The sequence below is a fragment of the Cytobacillus sp. FSL K6-0265 genome, from assembly GCF_038003465.1.
Taxonomy (GTDB): Bacteria; Bacillota; Bacilli; order Bacillales; family Cytobacillaceae; genus Cytobacillus; species Cytobacillus stercorigallinarum.
The window spans coordinates 135,413-155,164 of sequence record NZ_JBBOPE010000001.1 but is presented as its reverse complement, the minus strand read 5'-3'; the positions used below and the strand labels follow the sequence as shown (position 1 = coordinate 155,164).

Here is a 19,752-nt window from a genome sequence, read left to right as displayed (position 1 = left end):
TCCTTCAAATTAGCCTTGTTTTTGTTTATGTTTAGGGTTTTCACAGATAACCATTACTTTACCTTTTCTGCGGATGACTTTGCACTTTTCGCAGATCGGTTTAACTGATGGTCTTACTTTCATTATCCTAACCTCCTTAGTAGTACGGAGTGCAATGATTATTTAAAACGATAAGTGATTCTTCCGCGAGTTAAGTCATAAGGAGAAAGCTCAACTGTTACTTTATCCCCTGGTAAAATACGAATGAAGTGCATGCGAATTTTACCGGAAACATGAGCTAAAACTGTATGACCGTTTTCTAATTCTACCTTAAACATTGCATTTGGCAAAGTGTCTATGACTGTGCCTTCTACTTCAATTACATCATCTTTCGCCACTAAACAAGTCTCCCTTCCATAAAATCATATACGAAATACATCAAATGCTTTCCCAAGCATGTAGATTCTTTGCTAAAAGGTTCGCAGAATAACACATTCGGACATTCCGATACATAATCTCATAGGTCGCGTAATCAATGCAAGCTTTATGAGCTAATAATCATCTTACTCAAAACAAATGATTTTAAACATATACACAACAACCTTCTGATTATAACATAAAAAGAGTTTGACGTCTCCTTATAGTAAAAAGAAAAATGAGTTAGAAACGGAGTATTTTAGAAAAGTTTTACTGTTATTTTACAGTAAGTATTTCATAACCAGTTTCAGTAATCGCTATTGTATGTTCGAAATGGGCACAACGCTTACCATCGACTGTTACGACTGTCCATTGATCAGATAGCGTTGATACATATCTACTACCAATATTTACCATCGGTTCAATCGCTAATACCATACCTGGTTTTAATAGAGGCCCTTTATTCGGGGGACCAAAATGTGGAATCTGTGGTTCCTCATGTAAGTCTTGCCCTACCCCATGTCCGACATATTCTCGTACAATGGAAAAGCCTTTGCCTTCCGCATATGTTTGGATTGCATGAGAGATGTTCGATAAGCGTACACCTGGCTTTGCTTGTTTTAAGCCTTCATATAATGACTGCTCAGTAACTTCAAGCAACGCTTTTGATTGTTCATCAATTGCCCCTACTGCGTAGGTCCAGGCAGAATCACCGTGATAACCGTTATATTTTGCACCTATATCAATACTGATGATATCACCATCGTTTAAGCTATTATCATCAGGAATCCCGTGAACTAGCTTTTCGTTCACAGATGTACATATACTACCTGGAAATCCGTTATATCCTTTAAAAGATGAGACGGCACCACATTTGAGAATAAAATCCTCAGCAAGACGATCTAATTCTCTTGTCGTTATTCCCGGAGTGATATGCTTTTTTAATTCCTCATGTGTTAAAGCGACAATTCTACCAGCTTCTCGCATAATATCGATTTCACGCTGAGTTTTGCTTATGATCATGATTGTAAGCCTCTTAAAAGACTATCTAGATCAGTAAATACTTTACCAATTTCTTGTTGACCGTTAATGTTACGTAAATAGCCTTTATTTTCATAGAAATCAAGCAAAGGTTTTGTTTGCTTAATGTTTACGTCAAGTCTATTTTTAACAGTTGCTTCATTATCATCTTCGCGTTGATATAATTCTCCACCACAGCGGTCACATTCGCCCTCTTTAGCTGGAGGATTAAATACAAGATGATATGTTGCCCCACAAGATTTACAAATTCTGCGGCCAGTTAGCCTTTCCATCAAAATCTCTTGATCAACATCAATATTAATAACGTAATCAATTTTTCTTGATAGATCAGAAAGAATATTTTCTAAAGCATCCGCTTGAGCAACGGTTCTAGGGAAACCATCTAAAAGAAAACCTTTTTCGCAATCGGGTTTACCAAGACGTTCTCTAACAATACCAATTGTTACTTCGTCTGGTACAAGTTCACCTTTATCCATAAAAGATTTTGCCTCTAAACCTAGAGCAGTTTCTTCTTTAATCGCGGCACGGAACATGTCTCCAGTAGAGATATGCGGAATACCGTACTTTTCAACAATTCTTTCTGCTTGTGTACCTTTACCGGCACCAGGGAGCCCCATTAATACAAGATTCAAGTGAATTCCCCCCTATTCTATTAGGGTTTGAGGGAACAATTGTCCCCTTAAACCTTTCTATTTGATAAAACCTTTATAATGACGTTTAACTAGCTGAGACTCTAACTGCTTGTAAGTGTCAAGAGCTACACCAATCACGATTAGTAAGCTTGTTCCACCGATTTGAGCAGTTTCTGGTAGCCCTGCAACATTAATGAAGAACATTGGAATGATTGCAATTGCTGTTAAGAAAAGAGCACCAACAAAAGTTAAACGATATAAAACTTTCGTTAAATATTCCTGTGTGTTTTTACCAGGACGGATACCTGGTACATAACCACCTTGATTCTTCAAGTTATCAGAGACTTTCTCTGGGTTTACTTGAATGAATGCATAGAAATATGTGAAAGCAATAATTAATGCAGCATAGATGACCATACCGATTGGCTCAGTATAATCAAATATCTTCTGGATCCAAGTCGTTACACTGTTCGATTCAAAAAAGCCTGCAATCGTTCGTGGTGTAATGATAAATGAAATCGCAAAGATAACAGGGATAACACCTGCAGCATTTACTTTTAAAGGTAAATGAGTGTTTTGAACACCTACTGGCGTCTTACCTGCTGATGCACGTTTTGCATATTGTACTGGAATTTTTCTTAATGCCTGTTGGATAAAGATTGTTCCAACTACAATAGCAATAACCGCAAGCACGATAAGTACGAGGGTTACGATACGTAGGAATAATTGATCTCCAGCACCTTCAATTTGCTGCGCATAAATTTGGTTAGCGATGGAAGGAATACCGGCAACAATTCCAGCGAAGATAATAATAGAGATACCATTACCAACACCTTTTTCCGTAATTTGCTCCCCTAACCACATTAAAAAAGCAGTTCCTGCAGTTAATACTGTAGCAATTAATAAATAAGAGCCAATACCCTGATTTTCAATTAACATGCCACCAGCAAGATTATTAAACCCGTAAGACATACCAAGAGCTTGGATAAAACCAAGCACGATAGTAAAGTATCGTGTAAACTGAGCTAGTTTACGACGACCTGCCTCACCTTGCTTAGCCCATTCCGTAAATTTCGGCACAACGTCCATTTGTAGTAACTGAACAATGATTGATGCTGTAATATACGGCATGATTCCCATCGCAAGAATTGAGAAGTTTAATAACGCACCGCCACCAAATACATTCAAGACACCAAATACACTCATTTGATCCTGTGACTGTAAAATTTGTGCATTCACCCCTGGAACGGGGATAAATGTGCCGATGCGAAATACAATTAACATTAATAGGGTGAAAATAATCTTTCTTCTTATGTCACCCACGCGCATAAAATTGGAGATTGTCTGAAGCATTAGATCACCTCGGCTTTACCGCCGGCAGCTTCGATTGCTTCTTTAGCCGCAGCAGAGAATTTATGAGCTTTCACTGTAAGCTTTTTCTCTACGTTGCCTTTAGCAAGAACTTTGATTCCTGCTTTTTCGTTACTTACAACACCCGTTTCAATAAGAAGCTCTGGAGTAATTTCCGCTCCATCTTCAAAACGATTAAGTGCGTCAAGATTAACTACCGCATATTCTTTACGGTTAATGTTAGTGAATCCGCGTTTTGGTAAGCGTCTGAATAAAGGTGTTTGACCACCTTCGAATCCAGGACGTACGCCGCCGCCAGAACGAGCATTTTGACCTTTATGTCCCTTACCAGCAGTTTTACCGTTACCTGAACCAATACCGCGACCTTTGCGTTTACGTTCTTGACGTGAACCTTCTGCAGGTTTTAATTCATGAAGTTTCATGTTGGCACCTCCTTATTTTGTAGAAGATCGAAAATTATTTTTCAGTTACCGTTACAAGATGAGCAACTTTATTAATCATACCACGGATGGCAGGATTGTCTTGGTGCTCAACTGTTTGGTGCATTTTGCGTAATCCAAGAGCTTTGACTGTTTGGCGTTGGTCCTCAGGGCGACCAATCACACTGCGAGTGAGGGTAACTTCTAGTTTATTCGCCATTTGATTTCCCTCCTTATCCTAACAGTTCTTCTACTGATAAACCACGTAACTTAGCTACGTCTTCAGCACGTTTTAATTGTTGTAGACCATCTAGTGTTGCGCGAACCATGTTAATTGGTGTGTTTGTACCCAATGATTTAGAAAGGATATCGCCTACACCCGCTAACTCTAGTACCGCACGAACAGGTCCACCAGCGATAACTCCTGTACCTTCATATGCAGGTTTTAGAAGAATTTCGCCAGCTCCGAAGTGACCGATTACTTCGTGAGGAATTGTTGTTCCAACCATAGGAACTTCAATTAAGTTTTTCTTCGCATCTTCAATTGCTTTGCGAATAGCTTCTGGTACCTCTTGAGCTTTACCTGTACCAAAGCCAACGTTACCGTTTTTATCTCCAACTACTACAAGAGCAGAGAATCTGAAACGACGTCCACCTTTAACAACCTTAGCTACACGGTTTACAGTAACTACGCGCTCTTCAAGTTCAAGTTTGTTTGGATCAATACGACGCATTCTATATGTCCCTCCTTTGTCTATTAAAATTCTAACCCGTTTTCGCGAGCAGCATCTGCTAACGCTTTAACACGACCATGATATAAGTATCCTCCACGGTCAAATACGATTGATTTCAATCCTTTTGCTTCCGCACGTTTAGCGATTAATTCGCCGACTTTAACAGCCGCATCAACGTTGCCTGTAGCTTCAATACCAGCTTCTTTGTCTTGTGTAGACGCGCTAGCAAGAGTTACTCCGTTCACATCGTCAATTAATTGTGCATAAATGTGCTTGTTTGAGCGATACACATTTAGACGAGGACGAGCCGCAGTGCCAGAAAGTTTAGATCTTACGCGAGCGTGTCTTTTCTTACGCACTGCATTTTTATCAGCCTTCGTAATCATTTCGGTCACTCCTTTCGTTTAGCTATGCAGCATTACTTACCTGTTTTACCTTCTTTACGACGAACATATTCTCCTTCATACCTAATACCTTTTCCTTTGTAAGGTTCTGGAGGACGAACGTCACGAATGTTAGCCGCTAAAGCGCCTACACGTTCTTTACTTGCACCTTTTACTACTACTTTCGTATTAGCTGGTACTTCGATTTCGATACCTTCTTCAGGTTCGATTTCAACTGGGTGAGAGTATCCAACGTTCAATACAAGCTTTTTACCTTGTTTTTGGGCACGGTAACCGACACCGATAAGTTCTAAGCCTTTTTCGAAGCCTTTAGATACACCTTCAACCATGTTTGCGATCAAAGCACGAGTTGTACCATGAAGCGCACGGTGTTCTTTTTGATCAGAAGGACGCACGATGTTGATTACGTTCTCTTCGATGTTAATTGCGATATCTTTATTAAAAGTGTGAGAAAGCTCACCTTTAGGACCCTTTACAATAACGTGATGATTTTCATCAACAGTTACAGTTACTCCACTAGGGATTTCAATTGGTTTTTTACCTATACGGGACATTTATTGCACCTCCATTCTTTCTGAAACTATATTACCAAACGTACGCTAGTACTTCTCCGCCTACTTGTTTCGCGCGAGCTTCTTTGTCTGTAAGAACGCCTTGAGAAGTAGAAACGAGTGCGATACCAAGACCGTTAAGTACGCGTGGTACCTCATCAGCTTTAGCATAAACACGAAGACCAGGTTTACTGATACGTTTTAATCCTGTGATTACACGCTCATTTTTAGCACCGTATTTTAAGAAAATGCGGATAATGCCTTGCTTGTTATCTTCGATAAACTCTACATCACGTACGAAGCCTTCACGCTTAAGGATTTCAGCAACTTCTTTTTTAATATTAGAAGCAGGAACTTCTAATTTTTCGTGACGAACCATGTTCGCATTACGGATGCGAGTTAGCAAATCTGCAATTGGATCTGTCATGACCATTGTTTTTACCTCCTTCCCTAACTTTGGGTTTACCAGCTAGCTTTTTTAACGCCAGGAATTTGTCCTTTATATGCTAATTCACGGAAACAAATACGGCAAAGCTTAAATTTACGGTATACAGAATGTGGACGTCCACAACGTTCGCAACGTGTATATTCTTGTACCTTGTATTTAGGCGTGCGTTTTTGTTTCGCAATCATTGACTTTTTAGCCACGTTTTCGCCTCCCTCTAATTAACGATTACTTTTGGAATGGCATTCCAAATTGTGTTAAAAGTTCACGAGCTTCTTCATCAGTATTGGCAGTTGTTACGATAACGATATCCATACCACGAACTTTGCTTACTTTATCGTAATCGATCTCAGGGAAGATCAATTGCTCTTTAATACCAAGTGTGTAATTTCCGCGTCCGTCGAAAGACTTTTTAGAAATACCACGGAAGTCACGTACACGTGGAAGAGAAACAGATACTAATTTATCGAAGAATTCGTACATGCGTTCTCCACGTAAAGTAACTTTCGCTCCGATTGGCATACCTTCACGTAAGCGGAAGCCAGCGATTGATTTTTTCGCGCGAGTGATAACAGGTTTTTGACCTGCAAGTAGTGTTAATTCCTCAACAGCATTATCTAATGCTTTAGAGTTTTGCACTGCATCACCCACACCCATGTTGATAACGATTTTTTCAAGTTTTGGTACTTGCATTACTGATTTATAGTTAAACTTGCTCACAAGAGCAGGAGTAATTTCTTTTACATGTTTTTCTTTTAGGCGGTTCATCGATTGTACCTCCCTTCTTCATTGATCTATTTATCTAAAGATTCACCTGATTTTTTTGCTACACGCACTTTTTTCCCATCAACCGTTTGATAGCCTACGCGAGTTGGTTCACCAGATTTAGGGTCAACCGGCATAACGTTTGATACATGAATAGGTGCTTCTTGGCTAAGGATTCCACCTTGAGGATTCAAGTTAGATGGTTTAGCGTGTTTCTTTACGATATTAACACCTTCTACAAGAACGCGTTCTTGTTTTGGGTAAGCAGCAAGAATAACGCCTGATTTGCCTTTATCCTTACCAGAGATGACCATTACTTTATCACCTTTTTTTACATGCATCTGTGTGCACCTCCTTAAAGGCATTTTGTTTAATTTTTATAGTACTTCTGGAGCTAATGATACGATTTTCATGAAGTTGTTCTCGCGTAGTTCACGAGCAACTGGTCCAAAGATACGTGTACCACGAGGACCTTTATCGTCACGAATAATTACACATGCGTTTTCATCAAAACGGATGTATGTGCCATCTTTACGACGAACGCCACTCTTTGTACGAACGACAACAGCTTTAACAACATCACCTTTTTTAACAACGCCACCTGGTGTTGCTTGTTTCACTGTGCAAACAATTACATCACCGATGTTAGCAGTTTTACGGCCTGATCCACCTAAAACTTTAATTGTAAGTACTTCACGAGCACCAGAGTTATCAGCAACTTTTAAACGTGATTCTTGTTGAATCATCTGTGTAACCTCCCTTCGGGATCAAACATATTTCCGAACAATTAGATAATAACTGCTTTCTCAACAACTTCAACTAGACGGAAGCGTTTAGTCGCAGATAATGGGCGAGTTTCCATGATACGAACGATATCGCCGATTTTTGCTTCATTTTGCTCATCATGAGCTTTAAACTTTTTAGAGTACTTTACGCGTTTGCCGTATAATGGATGCTTTTTGTATGTTTCGACTAAAACAGTAACAGTTTTATCCATTTTGTCTGAAACAACGCGTCCAGAGTATACTTTGCGTTGGTTACGTTCACTCATTGTGCGAACCTCCTCTCAATATCACTTGCTAAAACCAATTTCTCTTTCACGGATAACAGTTTTCATACGAGCAATTGCTTTACGCACTTCACGGATGCGAGCTGTGTTTTCCAGTTGTCCAGTCGCCAATTGAAAGCGTAGATTAAAAAGCTCTTCTTTTAATGATTTCACTTTTTGTTCTATTTCGGCAGTGGTAAGGTCACGAATTTCATTAGCTTTCATTTGATTCACCACCAATTTCTTCTCGTTTTACAAACTTACATTTAACTGGAAGTTTGTGTGCTGCAAGACGTAGCGCTTCACGAGCGATCTCTTCAGATACACCTGCAATTTCAAACATTACTTTACCAGGCTTAACAACTGCAACCCATCCTTCAGGAGCACCCTTACCAGAACCCATTCGGACTTCAAGAGGCTTAGCAGTGTATGGCTTATGCGGGAATATTTTAATCCAAACTTTACCGCCACGTTTCATGTAACGAGTCATTGCAATACGGGCAGATTCGATTTGACGGTTAGTGATCCAAGAAGCATCTTGAGCTTGTAGACCATATTCACCGAATGTTACTTCAGTACCACCTTTTGCTTGACCGCGCATTTTTCCACGGTGTACACGACGATATTTTACGCGTTTTGGCAATAGCATATTATTTGCCTCCTTCCCCATTATTCTTCTTTGTAGGAAGCACCTCTCCACGATAGATCCATACTTTTACGCCTAACTTACCGTAAGTCGTATCTGCTTCTGCTGTAGCATAATCAATGTCAGCACGAAGAGTATGAAGTGGTACAGTTCCTTCGCTATAAGATTCAGAACGAGCGATATCAGCACCGCCAAGACGTCCAGATACCATTGTTTTGATACCTTTCGCTCCTGCGCGCATAGCACGTTGAATAGTTTGTTTTTGAGCACGACGGAATGATACGCGGTTTTCCAATTGACGAGCAATGTTTTCCGCTACTAATTTCGCGTCGATGTCAGCTTTTTTGATTTCAAGAATATTGATGTGAACACGTTTGCCAGTAAGTGCGTTAAGTGCTTTACGCAACGCCTCTACCTCAGTACCACCTTTACCGATAACCATTCCTGGTTTTGCAGTATGGACTGTGATATTTAAGCGATTAGCTGCACGTTCGATTTCTACTTTAGAAACAGATGCATCGCTTAAGCGTTTTGTGATGTACTCACGAACTTTCAGGTCTTCGTGTAAAAGATCAGCGTAGTCTTTACCTGCGTACCATTTTGACTCCCAATCACGGATGACACCGATACGCAAACCGACTGGATTTACTTTTTGACCCACAGATTATCCCTCCTTCTTTTCTGATACAACGATTGTGATGTGACTTGTGCGTTTGTTGATTGCGCTAGCACGACCTTGTGCACGTGGACGGAAACGTTTTAAAGTTGGTCCTTCGTCAACAAATGCTTGCTCAACTACTAGATTATTAACGTCCATTTCGTAGTTGTGCTCTGCGTTAGCTAGTGCAGATTTTAATACTTTTTCTACGATTGGAGAAGCAGCTTTTGGAGTTAGATTTAAAATCGCTACCGCTTCACCTACTTGCTTACCTCGAATTAAATCTACGACTAAACGAGCTTTACGAGGAGCAATACGAACTGTTCTTGCAACAGCTTTAGCTTGCATTATAATGCCCTCCTCTCATTAACGTCTTGTTTTCTTATCATCATTACCATGGCCTTTGTATGCACGTGTTGGAGCAAATTCTCCAAGCTTGTGGCCTACCATATCTTCAGTAACATAAACAGGCACATGTTTGCGACCATCATACACTGCGATAGTGTGTCCGATGAATTGTGGGAAGATCGTAGAACGGCGAGACCAAGTCTTCACTACTTGCTTGCCATCAGTTTCATTTAACTTTTCGATCTTTGTCATTAAATGTTCGTCAACAAAAGGTCCTTTTTTTAAGCTGCGACCCATGATTGAACCTCCCTTCGTGATTGTTCTACGGCCCTTCTTTGGAACCGTAGTTCAATCCCGTTATTTTTTACGACGACGTACGATAAATTTATCAGATTGATTGTTTTTCTTACGTGTTTTGTATCCAAGAGTTGGTTTACCCCAAGGAGACATAGGTGATTTACGACCGATAGGCGCTTTACCTTCACCACCACCGTGTGGGTGATCGTTAGGGTTCATAACAGATCCACGTACAGTTGGGCGTTTACCTAACCAACGAGAACGACCGGCTTTACCGATGTTAATCAATTCGTGTTGTTCGTTACCAACTTGACCTACAGTAGCGCGGCAAGTAGCAAGAATCATACGAACTTCACCAGAGTTTAAGCGTACTAATACGTATTTGCCTTCTTTACCAAGTACTTGTGCACTTGTTCCAGCAGAACGTACTAACTGTCCACCTTTACCAGGTTTAAGTTCGATGTTGTGGATTACAGTACCCACAGGAATGTTTGTAAGTGGTAATGCATTACCTACTTTGATATCTGCTTCAGGACCAGACATTACTTCTGCGCCTACTTTAAGAGTCTTAGGAGCTAGGATGTAACGCTTTTCTCCATCTACATAGTTAATTAGTGCAATGTTAGCTGAGCGGTTTGGATCATACTCGACTGTAGCAACGCGACCTGGTATTCCATCTTTGTCACGTTTGAAGTCGATGATACGATATTGACGTTTATGACCGCCGCCTTGATGACGAACTGTCAACTTACCTTGGTTGTTACGGCCACCTTTGCGCTTTACTGGAGCAAGCAAAGATTTTTCTGGTTTGTCTGTAGTGATTTCTGCGAAATCAGATACCGTCATGCCGCGACGACCATTAGAGGTAGGTTTGTATTTTTTAATCGCCATTTGATTTCCCTCCTCTTCTTGTTAGAAATTAAGCTTCAAAGATTTCGATTTCTTTGCTGTCAGCAGTTAGTTTAACAATCGCTTTACGGCGTTTGTTTGTATAACCACCGAATTTACCCATGCGCTTGAATTTACCTTTGTAGTTCATGATGTTCACTTTTTCAACTTTTACATCAAAGATTTCTTGAACAGCATCTTTAACTTGAGTTTTATTAGCTCTTACATCAACTTCAAATGTATATTTTTTGTCAGCCATGATGTCAGTAGAACGTTCAGTGATAACGGGGCGCTTAATGATATCGCGTGCATCCATTATGCAAGCACCTCCTCTACTTTTTCGACCGCTTGCTTCGTCATGATCAATTTATCATGATTTAAAACGTCTAATACGCTGATTCCGTTAGCAGTAACAACTGTTACTCCAGGGATGTTACGAGCAGATAATGCTACGTTTTCATCGATGTCTGCAGTTACGATTAACGCTTTAGAATCTACAGAAAGACCTTTAAGTAGACCTTTAAAGTCTTTTGTTTTTGGAGCTTCGAAAGATAGAGTTTCTAATACTAGAATGTTCTCTTCCGCAACTTTAGTAGATAACGCTGATTTGATAGCTAAGCGACGAACTTTTTTAGGTAATTTGTAGCTATAGCTGCGTGGTACAGGACCAAATACAGTACCGCCTCCGCGCCATTGTGGTGAACGAATTGAACCTTGACGAGCACGACCTGTGCCTTTTTGACGCCATGGTTTACGTCCTCCGCCAGCTACTTCAGAACGAATTTTAGTTTTATGAGTTCCTTGACGTAGAGAAGCTCTTTGCATAATAACAGCTTCAAACATCACGTGGTTGTTTGGCTCGATACCAAAGATTGAGTCGTTCAGCTCAATATCGCCAACTTGTGAACCACTTTGGTTTAATAATGCAACTTTAGGCATTCTTACTTCCTCCTTTCCGGGTTATTACTTTGCTTTAACCGCACTTACTAGTTTTAGAAGCGCTTTTTTAGAGCCAGGTACATTACCTTTTACTAATAGAAGATTGCGTTCTGCATCTACTTTTACGATTTCAAGGTTTTGTACAGTGATTTGTTCTCCGCCCATGCGACCAGGTAATAATTTACCTTTGAATACGCGGTTTGGAGCAACAGGACCCATTGAACCTGGGCGACGGTGGTAACGTGAACCGTGTGCCATTGGTCCGCGAGATTGTCCGTGGCGTTTAATTGCACCTTGGAAACCTTTACCTTTTGAAATTCCTGTTACATCAATTTTTTCACCTTCAGCGAAAATATCAACTTTGACTTCCTGACCAACTTCATACTCAGCTAAGTCAGCTCCGCGTAATTCGCGAACGAAGCGCTTAGGAGTAGTATCAGCTTTAGCAGCGTGTCCTTTTTCCGGTTTGTTTGAAAGCTTTTCGCGTTTATCTTCAAAACCGATTTGGATTGCTTCGTATCCATCAGTATCAACTGATTTCTTTTGAAGAACAACGTTTGGAGTAGCTTCAACCACTGTTACCGGGATAAGATCACCGTTTTCAGCAAATACTTGAGTCATACCAATCTTTCTTCCTAAGATTCCTTTGGTCATTTCAGCCACACCTCCTAGATTGTTTTAATGTATTAATTAAAGTTTAATTTCAATATCAACACCAGATGGTAAGTCTAAACGCATTAATGAATCGACTGTTTGTGGTGTTGGATTAATGATGTCGATTAAACGTTTGTGTGTACGCATTTCGAATTGCTCACGAGAATCTTTATATTTATGCACCGCACGAAGAATTGTGTAAACTGACTTTTCAGTTGGCAATGGAATTGGACCAGATACAGCCGCACCAGAGCGTTTTGCAGTTTCAACGATTTTTTCAGCAGATTGATCAAGAATTCTGTGATCATAAGCTTTTAAACGAATACGAATTTTTTGTTTTGCCATTATTTTCCCTCCTTTTCGCCTATTTTCATATAGACATTCTCCGTGAAAATTTCCCACACACTCGCCATGGCAAAGCGGCCGGGTGTGTCAGCAACCTTTCACTTCATCGCAGTCAAAGACCAACATTGTCTATTATACAGAAAAGACATAACAAATGCAACCATTGATTGCGTTTCTCTCTGTTCTGCACACTTTTAACATTATAACTGCTGTGAATAGTGTTTTCAAGTATATCTTCCTCTTTACAGCATTTTCTAAATTAACACTTATTCAAGTCATTATTTTAAAATTTTCTAAATTTTCATTTGACAAATATAGGCCCTTTCATGTAAATTTTACTCAATAAAATATTTTTATTTCTTATCACGAGAGGTTGAGGGAAAGGCCCGATGACACCTCAGCAACCATCAATAGTGAATCGCTATTGAAAAGGTGCTAATTCCTACAAGCTATGTGCTTGAAAGATGAGAAGATGACTATAATAATAGGCCTTCTTCTTGAAGGCCTTTTTTATTTTCTTTTTGGCTTCTCATCCATTGAATTCAAAAAATATGAATTGAAGGAGTGAGACCTTTGAACTTTCTTGAAAAAATGAAGAACCAAGTATTAATTGGTGACGGTGCGATCGGTACACTTCTTTACTCTTATGGTACGGATACATGTTTTGAAGAGTTGAACCTCTCAGCACCGGAACAAATTCAGGGCATTCATCAAGCTTATCTCCATGCAGGTGTTGATTTAATTCAAACAAATTCCTATGCTGCGAATTATTTAAAATTGAAACGGTACGGCCTAGAGGATTCAGTCAAAGAAATTAATAGTGCGGCTGTTAAACTGGCACGGTCTAGTATTCAAGAACATCAGGCATATGTGCTTGGCACAATTGGAGGTGTAAGAGGATTAAACCCCCTCTCTATCCCTCTAGATGAAATTAAACGTAACTTTCGCGAACAGCTATACTGCTTATTGTTAGAAGGCGTAGATGGGCTCCTTCTTGAAACATTTTATGATTTAGAAGAACTCGAAACAGTTCTCTCTATTGCCCGAAAAGAAACGGATATACCAATTATTGCACAAGTGTCTTTACAAGAAATCGGTATTTTACAAAATGGGATGTTAATTAATGATGCTATAAAAAGATTAGAAGCTAACAGAGCAGATGTTGTCGGAGTAAACTGCCGTTTAGGGCCACATCATATGTTAGAAACACTCTCCTCCGTTGAATTACCTCAACACGCGTTTCTATCTGCATATCCAAATGCAAGTCTACCTGCCTATATCGATGGGACGATTCAATATAAGGAGGGCGAAGACTATTTTAGAAAATCAGCGCAGTCCTTCCTTAAACAAGGTGTTCGACTGCTTGGCGGCTGCTGCGGAACAACACCTGGCCATATTAAAGCATTTGCCGATGAAGTTAAACATGCTGTACCTATTCTTGAAAAACAAGTAACTAATAGAAAGAAACCTAAAATAGAGAGAATGACGATCAAACGTACCAATACACCATTAGAGACACTTGTACAAGAAAAACGCACCATCATCGTCGAACTAGACCCACCTAAGAAGCTATCAACTGCTAAATTTTTTGAAGGGGCCAGTGCCTTAAAAGATGCTGGGGTTGATGCAATCACACTCGCAGATAACTCACTTGCCACACCGCGAATTGCTAATGAAGCGCTAGCACATATCATCCAAAAAGAAACAAACGTCCGGCCACTTGTTCATCTCTCCTGTAGAGACCGAAACTTAATCGGCTTACAATCACATCTCATGGGCCTCCATACATTAGGGTTGCATGATATTTTAGCCATTACAGGAGATCCGGCAAGGGTTGGTAATTTCCCAGGCGCTTCATCTGTATTTGATTTATCTTCCTTTGAATTAATAGAAATGATTAAACAATTTAATGAAGGAATCTCCCCTTCAGGCTCTGAACTTGGTGAAAATGCCGTCTTTTCTGTCGGGGCAGCGTTTAACCCCCATGTAAAAGCATTGGACAAAGCAGTAGTCCGACTTGAAAGGAAAATAAAAGCAGGCGCTGATTATTTCGTGTCACAGCCTGTTTTTTCGGTAACACAACTATTGGAGATCCATGAAGCAACTAAGCATCTTTCCACACCTATTTTCATCGGAATGATGCCACTGATTAGCAGTAAAAATGCAGAGTATCTTCATAACGAAGTGCCTGGTATCAAAATTACACAAATGACCCGCGACAGAATGGCAAAAGCGGTTAACCCGATTCAAGCTGAGAAAGAAGGCTTATTAATTACAAAGGAGTTAATCGATGCAAGCTTAGAACTCTTTCAAGGCATCTATCTTGTTACCCCTTTCCTTAGATATCAACTTACAACTGAACTGACCAATTATATTAAAAGAAAAGATCGACAGAAGGAGCATCATTATGTCAAAAGTAGCCATCACTAAACAAATGAAAAAAAAGATTTTAATCATGGATGGAGCAATGGGTACCATGCTACAAGAAGCCCATCTAACAGCAGATGATTTTGGTGGTGAGGATTTAGAAGGATGCAATGAACACCTCACACTTACGCGGCCTGAATTGATTAAATCCATTCATGAAGCTTATCTTTCAGCAGGGGCAGATATCATTGAAACAAATACATTCGGAGCGACGCGTATCGTTTTAGAAGAATACAATATTGGCCATTTAAGTGAATGGTTAAACCGTAGAGCTGCTGAAATCGCTATAAAAGCAGCCCATAAATACGACCAGCCTAATCATCCCCGTTATGTAGCTGGATCAATGGGGCCAACCACTAAGACATTAAGCGTCACCGGCGGAACAACTTTTGAGCAATTAGTCATTGATTATCGTACACAAGCGAAAGGCCTTATTGATGGTGGTGTAGATTTATTATTGATAGAAACAAGTCAAGATCTCATCAATGTAAAAGCAGCTTTTCTTGGAATTAACAAAGCCTTTCAGGATACAAAGAAAGAACTCCCTATTATGATTTCAGGGACAATTGAGCCGATGGGCACGACTTTGGCAGGGCAAAACATCGAAGCTTTTTACATTTCCGTAGAGCATATGAAACCAATAGCTGTTGGGCTCAACTGCGCAACTGGACCGGAATTTATGCAAGAGCATATTCGCTCTCTTGCCCAACTCTCTTCAACTGGCGTGAGCTGTTATCCTAATGCAGGTTTACCAGATGAAGACGGTTGTTATCACGAAACAGCAGAATCTCTGTCTACAAAACTTTTGGATTTTGCCAAACAGGGGTGGGTGAATATCGTCGGTGGTTGTTGTGGTACCACACCAGCGCATATCAGAGCAATCAGTCAAGCATTAGCCCATGTGCCACCCCGTCCCATTACAAAAAAGAGACAGCATAAACTATCTGGTATCGAGCCCCTTACCTATGATGAGTCTATTAGGCCGATTATGGTTGGGGAGCGTACAAATGTCATTGGCTCGAAAAAATTCAAACGCTTGATTAATGAAGGAAAGTATGAAGAAGCATCAGAAATAGCTAGAGCTCAAGTTAAAAACGGAGCAAGCGTCATTGATATATGTCTCGCTGACCCTGATCGTAATGAGATAGAAGATATGGACTATTTTTTAGCGGAAGTAACGAAAAAGATCAAAGTTCCTTTAGTCATTGATTCAACTGACGATGAAGTTATCGCTAAAGCACTCACTTACTCTCAAGGCAAAGCTATAATCAATTCGATTAACTTAGAAGATGGGGAAGAGCGATTTGCCTTTGCTGCCAAGCTTATTCATCAGTACGGAGCCGCCATTGTTGTCGGTACCATTGATGAGGAAGGCATGGCCATCACAGCTGAAAATAAGCTAGCTATAGCTAATCGGGCCTATCGCATCCTCGTTGAGCAGTATCAAGTACCTCCAGAGGATATTATCTTCGACCCTCTCGTTTTTCCTGTCGGCACTGGAGATGAACAATATATTGGTTCAGCTAAAGAAACAGTACTTGGTATTAAACTTATTAAAGAAGCTCTGCCAGAGGCGAAAACGATTCTAGGCATTAGTAATGTGTCCTTTGGTCTGCCAAATGTGGGGAGAGAAATTTTAAATTCAGTCTTCCTTTTTCATTGCACGAAAGCCGGACTAGACTATGCAATCGTCAATACAGAAAAGCTAGAGCGCTTCCCCAGCATCCCTAAAGATGAAGTTGAATTAGCAGAAAAGCTTCTCTTTCAAACAAACGATAACATTTTAGCTGACTTTACTGACTTTTATCGTGATAAGAAGAAAGAAAAAAGGATCGAAACCCATTTACTATCATTAGAAGAACGTTTATCACACTATATTATAGAAGGAACAAAAGAAGGCCTCCTCCCAGATTTAGAAAAAGCGTTAGTGAAATACCCAAGTCCATTAGATATCATCAACGGACCATTAATGAATGGCATGGCAGAAGTAGGTAGATTATTTAATGATAATCAATTAATTGTTGCAGAGGTCTTACAAAGTGCAGAAGTGATGAAAGCATCAGTCGCCTTTTTAGAACCTTATATGGAAAATGATCAACAAACATCTACAAGTAAGGGGAAAGTTTTACTTGCTACCGTCAAAGGGGATGTCCATGATATTGGCAAGAATCTCGTAGATATTATTCTCTCTAACAATGGATTTGAAACCATTGATCTTGGAATAAAAGTCTCTTCTGCTGATCTTATCGCAGCCATTCGGAAGGAAAACCCCGACATAATTGGGCTCTCTGGCTTACTCGTAAAATCCGCACAACAAATGGCTTTAACGGCAAAGGACTTACAGGATGCCCATATTCAAACCCCCATTATGGTCGGTGGAGCGGCCTTATCTCGCAAATTTACGAATAATAAAATCGCACCTAACTATAAAGGCCTCGTCTTATATGCAAAAGATGCAATGACCGGTCTGAGTTTAGCTAATGATATCCAAGAACCAAGTCGCTATCATGAATTATTTCAAGCACAAATCTCGAGAGCAGCACAAACTACCATGGAAGAAGGTCCATTGATCAAAAAATATCCACAACCAACCGTTGCAGTGAAAACCGTTCAAGAAGCAGCCATTTTCCAACCAACAGACTTAAAAAGACATCTAATAACAGATCTCTCTTTCCACCATATTGAACCATATATTAACCGTAAAATGCTGCTATATCATCTTGGGGTTAGAAATCAAAAAAGGGAGCTCATGAATGAAAAACTGGAAAAGGTGAATTTCATGCTAGACTCACTGATTCATGAAATCATTAAAAATAACTGGATACAAGCAAAGGCTACCTACCAATTCTTCAAAGCAAGGGCTAATGGAAATGATGTCATAATAATGGATAAAGACGAACGTGCTATTGAAAGATTTGCATTCCCTCGACAAGAAAAAGGAAAAAATCTTTGTCTTGCTGATTATCTAAGAGAAAAGCAAACAGACTATGTATGTTTTTTTGCTGTAACAGCTGGAAAGGGAATACGACAAGCAGCTACACATTTAAAAGAGGAAGGCAGGTTTCTAGAAAGTCATGCATTGCAAGCACTTGCTTTAGAAACAGCTGAGGGACTCGCTGAGTATATTCATCGACAGATTAGAGATAAATGGGGCTTCCCAGATCATCCAACAATGACGATGGAGGACCGTTTTGCAGCGAAATATCAAGGACAACGCTTTTCATTCGGTTATCCAGCTTGCCCAAATTTAGAAGATCAAGCAAAGTTATTTCGTCTTATAAAACCAGAGGATATTGATATCGAATTAACAGAGGGTTTTATGATGGAACCTGAAGCTTCTGTTACAGCAATGGTGTTTTCACATCCCGAAGCAAGATACTTTAATGTCCACGCCTCTTCATGATTTTTGTAAAAAAAGGCATAAAGAAAAAGCAGCCGGCGTCCCGACTGCTTTTTCTATGAAAGGCGTCCCCTTCAAATATATTAAATCAAAAGTTATTACTCAACGATTGTAGCAACTACGCCAGCGCCTACAGTACGTCCACCCTCACGGATAGAGAATTTAGTACCTTCTTCGATAGCGATTGGAGAGATAAGTTCAACGTTCATTTCGATGTTATCTCCAGGCATAACCATTTCTACACCTTCAGGAAGGTTACAAATACCAGTTACATCAGTTGTACGGAAGTAGAACTGAGGACGGTAGTTTGTGAAGAATGGAGTGTGACGTCCACCTTCTTCTTTAGATAAAACGTAAACTTCAGCTTTGAACTTTACGTGTGGAGTGATTGAAGCTGGTTTAGCTAATACTTGACCACGTTGGATATCTTCACGTGCAACACCACGAAGAAGAGCACCAATGTTATCTCCTGCTTCAGCATAATCAAGAAGCTTACGGAACATTTCAACACCTGTTACAGTAGTTGATTTTGGTTCTTCAGCAAGACCGATGATTTCGATAGTATCACCGACTTTAACTTGTCCACGCTCAACACGACCTGTAGCAACAGTACCACGACCAGTGATTGAGAATACATCCTCAACTGGCATCATGAATGGTTTTTCAGTGTCACGAGTTGGAGTTGGGATATACTCATCAACTGCAGCCATTAATTCAATGATTTTTTCTTCCCACGCAGCATCTCCTTCAAGAGCTTTAAGCGCAGAACCTTTAATTACAGGAATATCGTCACCAGGGAATTCATATTCAGAAAGAAGGTCACGAACTTCCATTTCTACTAATTCAAGTAATTCTTCGTCGTCTACCATGTCACATTTGTTCATGAATACAACAAGGTAAGGTACACCTACTTGACGAGAAAGAAGGATGTGCTCACGAGTTTGTGGCATTGGGCCATCAGCAGCAGATACTACTAGGATACCGCCGTCCATTTGTGCAGCACCAGTGATCATGTTTTTAACATAGTCAGCGTGACCTGGGCAGTCAACGTGTGCATAGTGACGGTTTTCAGTTTCGTACTCAACGTGTGCAGTAGAGATTGTGATACCACGTTCTCTTTCTTCTGGAGCAGCATCGATTTGGTCATATCCACGAGCTTCACCGCCGCCTGCTTTCGCAAGTACAGTTGTGATTGCTGCTGTTAATGTAGTTTTACCATGGTCAACGTGTCCGATAGTTCCGATGTTAACATGGGGTTTTGAACGGTCAAATTTTTCTTTAGCCATTAGGAAAATCCTCCTTTAAATTTAAATAAATTAAGTATTTGATTGACATTGGTCGGTG

The 19,752-nt window shown here is 40.1% G+C and carries 29 protein-coding genes and 1 riboswitch; of the genes, 2 read left to right on the top strand and 27 right to left on the bottom strand.

Annotated features, from left to right (window positions below):
• Positions 1-9 precede the first annotated feature (9 nt).
• The 26 genes from rpmJ to rpsJ all read right to left on the bottom strand — a co-directional run bounded on the left by rpmJ (position 10) and on the right by rpsJ (position 12,581).
• A complete protein-coding gene (gene rpmJ, locus MHH73_RS00830; protein ID WP_003156543.1) occupies positions 10-123 on the bottom strand; it encodes a 50S ribosomal protein L36 in 114 nt (37 codons plus the stop codon).
• 35 nt (positions 124-158) lie between these two features.
• On the bottom strand, positions 159-377 hold the full coding sequence (gene infA / locus MHH73_RS00825) for a translation initiation factor IF-1 (protein WP_095371202.1): 219 nt from the start codon (positions 375-377) through the stop codon (positions 159-161).
• A gap of 295 nt (positions 378-672) precedes the next feature.
• Positions 673-1,419: a type I methionyl aminopeptidase gene (gene map / locus MHH73_RS00820; RefSeq protein ID WP_191816883.1), complete on the bottom strand. Its 747-nt coding sequence runs from the start codon at positions 1,417-1,419 to the stop codon at positions 673-675.
• Positions 1,416-2,069, bottom strand: coding sequence for an adenylate kinase (locus MHH73_RS00815; protein ID WP_191816884.1), 654 nt, complete (start codon positions 2,067-2,069; stop codon positions 1,416-1,418). Before MHH73_RS00815 ends, map begins: the two co-directional genes overlap by 4 nt.
• Positions 2,070-2,126: 57 nt before the next feature.
• Complete coding sequence (gene secY / locus MHH73_RS00810; protein WP_191816885.1) at positions 2,127-3,422, bottom strand: preprotein translocase subunit SecY; 1,296 nt, start codon at positions 3,420-3,422, stop codon at positions 2,127-2,129.
• On the bottom strand, positions 3,422-3,862 hold the full coding sequence (gene rplO / locus MHH73_RS00805; protein ID WP_191816886.1) for a 50S ribosomal protein L15: 441 nt from the start codon (positions 3,860-3,862) through the stop codon (positions 3,422-3,424). Before rplO ends, secY begins: the two co-directional genes overlap by 1 nt.
• 34 nt (positions 3,863-3,896) lie before the next feature.
• On the bottom strand, positions 3,897-4,079 hold the full coding sequence (rpmD, locus tag MHH73_RS00800) for a 50S ribosomal protein L30 (protein ID WP_191816887.1): 183 nt from the start codon (positions 4,077-4,079) through the stop codon (positions 3,897-3,899).
• Positions 4,080-4,092: 13 nt separating this feature from the next.
• Positions 4,093-4,593: a 30S ribosomal protein S5 gene (rpsE, locus tag MHH73_RS00795; RefSeq protein WP_095371208.1), complete on the bottom strand. Its 501-nt coding sequence runs from the start codon at positions 4,591-4,593 to the stop codon at positions 4,093-4,095.
• Positions 4,594-4,616: 23 nt separating this feature from the next.
• Positions 4,617-4,979: a 50S ribosomal protein L18 gene (gene rplR / locus MHH73_RS00790; RefSeq protein WP_191816888.1), complete on the bottom strand. Its 363-nt coding sequence runs from the start codon at positions 4,977-4,979 to the stop codon at positions 4,617-4,619.
• Between the two features lie 32 nt (positions 4,980-5,011).
• Positions 5,012-5,551 carry a 50S ribosomal protein L6 gene (rplF, locus tag MHH73_RS00785; protein ID WP_191816889.1) on the bottom strand — a complete coding sequence of 180 codons (540 nt, stop codon included), beginning with the start codon at positions 5,549-5,551 and terminating at the stop codon, positions 5,012-5,014.
• Positions 5,552-5,582: 31 nt separating this feature from the next.
• Positions 5,583-5,981 carry a 30S ribosomal protein S8 gene (rpsH, locus tag MHH73_RS00780; RefSeq protein WP_095371211.1) on the bottom strand — a complete coding sequence of 133 codons (399 nt, stop codon included), beginning with the start codon at positions 5,979-5,981 and terminating at the stop codon, positions 5,583-5,585.
• A gap of 29 nt (positions 5,982-6,010) precedes the next feature.
• Entirely contained in the window at positions 6,011-6,196 is a 186-nt protein-coding gene (gene rpsN / locus MHH73_RS00775) for a 30S ribosomal protein S14 (protein WP_009499044.1), read from the bottom strand.
• 25 nt (positions 6,197-6,221) lie between these two features.
• The gene (gene rplE / locus MHH73_RS00770) at positions 6,222-6,761 is read right to left on the bottom strand and encodes a 50S ribosomal protein L5 (protein WP_191816890.1); all 540 of its coding nucleotides are present in this window, start codon (positions 6,759-6,761) and stop codon (positions 6,222-6,224) included.
• Positions 6,762-6,787: 26 nt separating this feature from the next.
• Complete coding sequence (gene rplX / locus MHH73_RS00765; protein ID WP_095371213.1) at positions 6,788-7,099, bottom strand: 50S ribosomal protein L24; 312 nt, start codon at positions 7,097-7,099, stop codon at positions 6,788-6,790.
• A 36-nt stretch (positions 7,100-7,135) separates the two neighbouring features.
• Positions 7,136-7,504, bottom strand: a complete 369-nt coding sequence (rplN, locus tag MHH73_RS00760) for a 50S ribosomal protein L14 (RefSeq protein ID WP_095371214.1) — start codon at positions 7,502-7,504, stop codon at positions 7,136-7,138.
• Between the two features lie 41 nt (positions 7,505-7,545).
• Entirely contained in the window at positions 7,546-7,809 is a 264-nt protein-coding gene (gene rpsQ, locus MHH73_RS00755) for a 30S ribosomal protein S17 (RefSeq protein ID WP_095371215.1), read from the bottom strand.
• A 21-nt stretch (positions 7,810-7,830) separates the two neighbouring features.
• Complete coding sequence (rpmC, locus tag MHH73_RS00750; protein WP_009336588.1) at positions 7,831-8,031, bottom strand: 50S ribosomal protein L29; 201 nt, start codon at positions 8,029-8,031, stop codon at positions 7,831-7,833.
• On the bottom strand, positions 8,021-8,455 hold the full coding sequence (gene rplP, locus MHH73_RS00745) for a 50S ribosomal protein L16 (RefSeq protein ID WP_095371216.1): 435 nt from the start codon (positions 8,453-8,455) through the stop codon (positions 8,021-8,023). Before rplP ends, rpmC begins: the two co-directional genes overlap by 11 nt.
• 1 nt (position 8,456) lies before the next feature.
• Positions 8,457-9,113, bottom strand: a complete 657-nt coding sequence (gene rpsC, locus MHH73_RS00740) for a 30S ribosomal protein S3 (protein WP_095371217.1) — start codon at positions 9,111-9,113, stop codon at positions 8,457-8,459.
• Positions 9,114-9,116: 3 nt separating this feature from the next.
• Positions 9,117-9,458: a 50S ribosomal protein L22 gene (gene rplV / locus MHH73_RS00735; protein ID WP_095371218.1), complete on the bottom strand. Its 342-nt coding sequence runs from the start codon at positions 9,456-9,458 to the stop codon at positions 9,117-9,119.
• An 18-nt stretch (positions 9,459-9,476) separates the two neighbouring features.
• Entirely contained in the window at positions 9,477-9,755 is a 279-nt protein-coding gene (gene rpsS, locus MHH73_RS00730; RefSeq protein WP_095371219.1) for a 30S ribosomal protein S19, read from the bottom strand.
• Between the two features lie 60 nt (positions 9,756-9,815).
• Positions 9,816-10,646, bottom strand: coding sequence for a 50S ribosomal protein L2 (rplB, locus tag MHH73_RS00725; RefSeq protein ID WP_095371220.1), 831 nt, complete (start codon positions 10,644-10,646; stop codon positions 9,816-9,818).
• Between the two features lie 28 nt (positions 10,647-10,674).
• A complete protein-coding gene (gene rplW / locus MHH73_RS00720) occupies positions 10,675-10,959 on the bottom strand; it encodes a 50S ribosomal protein L23 (RefSeq protein WP_095371221.1) in 285 nt (94 codons plus the stop codon).
• Positions 10,959-11,582, bottom strand: a complete 624-nt coding sequence (gene rplD, locus MHH73_RS00715) for a 50S ribosomal protein L4 (protein ID WP_095371222.1) — start codon at positions 11,580-11,582, stop codon at positions 10,959-10,961. The genes rplW and rplD overlap by 1 nt, the downstream gene beginning before the upstream one ends.
• A gap of 24 nt (positions 11,583-11,606) precedes the next feature.
• The gene (gene rplC / locus MHH73_RS00710) at positions 11,607-12,236 is read right to left on the bottom strand and encodes a 50S ribosomal protein L3 (protein WP_095371223.1); all 630 of its coding nucleotides are present in this window, start codon (positions 12,234-12,236) and stop codon (positions 11,607-11,609) included.
• A gap of 36 nt (positions 12,237-12,272) precedes the next feature.
• On the bottom strand, positions 12,273-12,581 hold the full coding sequence (gene rpsJ / locus MHH73_RS00705; RefSeq protein WP_003348621.1) for a 30S ribosomal protein S10: 309 nt from the start codon (positions 12,579-12,581) through the stop codon (positions 12,273-12,275).
• Positions 12,582-12,938: 357 nt separating this feature from the next.
• Positions 12,939-13,052: riboswitch (SAM riboswitch) on the top strand.
• A 102-nt stretch (positions 13,053-13,154) separates the two neighbouring features.
• Here rpsJ and MHH73_RS00700 point away from each other — a divergent pair.
• Both MHH73_RS00700 and metH read left to right on the top strand, forming a co-directional pair.
• Positions 13,155-15,011 carry a bifunctional homocysteine S-methyltransferase/methylenetetrahydrofolate reductase gene (locus MHH73_RS00700; RefSeq protein ID WP_341064016.1) on the top strand — a complete coding sequence of 619 codons (1,857 nt, stop codon included), beginning with the start codon at positions 13,155-13,157 and terminating at the stop codon, positions 15,009-15,011.
• Positions 14,989-18,411: a methionine synthase gene (gene metH, locus MHH73_RS00695; RefSeq protein ID WP_341064015.1), complete on the top strand. Its 3,423-nt coding sequence runs from the start codon at positions 14,989-14,991 to the stop codon at positions 18,409-18,411. Before MHH73_RS00700 ends, metH begins: the two co-directional genes overlap by 23 nt.
• Positions 18,412-18,506: 95 nt before the next feature.
• Here the strand turns inward: metH and tuf are convergent, their stop codons facing one another.
• Positions 18,507-19,694: an elongation factor Tu gene (gene tuf, locus MHH73_RS00690; protein ID WP_095371226.1), complete on the bottom strand. Its 1,188-nt coding sequence runs from the start codon at positions 19,692-19,694 to the stop codon at positions 18,507-18,509.
• Positions 19,695-19,752 lie beyond the last annotated feature (58 nt).

Bases quoted from the DNA above. Each gene is read 5' to 3' on its own strand.
- rpmJ (WP_003156543.1), bottom strand. From the start codon at position 123: ATGAAAGTAAGACCATCAGTTAAACCGATCTGCGAAAAGTGCAAAGTC.
- map (WP_191816883.1), bottom strand. From the start codon at position 1,419: ATGATCATAAGCAAAACTCAGCGTGAAATCGATATTATGCGAGAAGCT.
- secY (WP_191816885.1), bottom strand. From the start codon at position 3,422: ATGCTTCAGACAATCTCCAATTTTATGCGCGTGGGTGACATAAGAAGA.
- rplO (WP_191816886.1), bottom strand. From the start codon at position 3,862: ATGAAACTTCATGAATTAAAACCTGCAGAAGGTTCACGTCAAGAACGT.
- rpmD (WP_191816887.1), bottom strand. From the start codon at position 4,079: ATGGCGAATAAACTAGAAGTTACCCTCACTCGCAGTGTGATTGGTCGC.
- rpsE (WP_095371208.1), bottom strand. From the start codon at position 4,593: ATGCGTCGTATTGATCCAAACAAACTTGAACTTGAAGAGCGCGTAGTT.
- rplR (WP_191816888.1), bottom strand. From the start codon at position 4,979: ATGATTACGAAGGCTGATAAAAATGCAGTGCGTAAGAAAAGACACGCT.
- rplF (WP_191816889.1), bottom strand. From the start codon at position 5,551: ATGTCCCGTATAGGTAAAAAACCAATTGAAATCCCTAGTGGAGTAACT.
- rpsH (WP_095371211.1), bottom strand. From the start codon at position 5,981: ATGGTCATGACAGATCCAATTGCAGATTTGCTAACTCGCATCCGTAAT.
- rplE (WP_191816890.1), bottom strand. From the start codon at position 6,761: ATGAACCGCCTAAAAGAAAAACATGTAAAAGAAATTACTCCTGCTCTT.
- rplX (WP_095371213.1), bottom strand. From the start codon at position 7,099: ATGCATGTAAAAAAAGGTGATAAAGTAATGGTCATCTCTGGTAAGGAT.
- rplN (WP_095371214.1), bottom strand. From the start codon at position 7,504: ATGATTCAACAAGAATCACGTTTAAAAGTTGCTGATAACTCTGGTGCT.
- rpsQ (WP_095371215.1), bottom strand. From the start codon at position 7,809: ATGAGTGAACGTAACCAACGCAAAGTATACTCTGGACGCGTTGTTTCA.
- rpmC (WP_009336588.1), bottom strand. From the start codon at position 8,031: ATGAAAGCTAATGAAATTCGTGACCTTACCACTGCCGAAATAGAACAA.
- rplP (WP_095371216.1), bottom strand. From the start codon at position 8,455: ATGCTATTGCCAAAACGCGTAAAATATCGTCGTGTACACCGTGGAAAA.
- rplV (WP_095371218.1), bottom strand. From the start codon at position 9,458: ATGCAAGCTAAAGCTGTTGCAAGAACAGTTCGTATTGCTCCTCGTAAA.
- rpsS (WP_095371219.1), bottom strand. From the start codon at position 9,755: ATGGGTCGCAGCTTAAAAAAAGGACCTTTTGTTGACGAACATTTAATG.
- rplB (WP_095371220.1), bottom strand. From the start codon at position 10,646: ATGGCGATTAAAAAATACAAACCTACCTCTAATGGTCGTCGCGGCATG.
- rplW (WP_095371221.1), bottom strand. From the start codon at position 10,959: ATGGATGCACGCGATATCATTAAGCGCCCCGTTATCACTGAACGTTCT.
- rplD (WP_095371222.1), bottom strand. From the start codon at position 11,582: ATGCCTAAAGTTGCATTATTAAACCAAAGTGGTTCACAAGTTGGCGAT.
- rplC (WP_095371223.1), bottom strand. From the start codon at position 12,236: ATGACCAAAGGAATCTTAGGAAGAAAGATTGGTATGACTCAAGTATTT.
- rpsJ (WP_003348621.1), bottom strand. From the start codon at position 12,581: ATGGCAAAACAAAAAATTCGTATTCGTTTAAAAGCTTATGATCACAGA.
- metH (WP_341064015.1), top strand. From the start codon at position 14,989: ATGTCAAAAGTAGCCATCACTAAACAAATGAAAAAAAAGATTTTAATC.
- tuf (WP_095371226.1), bottom strand. From the start codon at position 19,694: ATGGCTAAAGAAAAATTTGACCGTTCAAAACCCCATGTTAACATCGGA.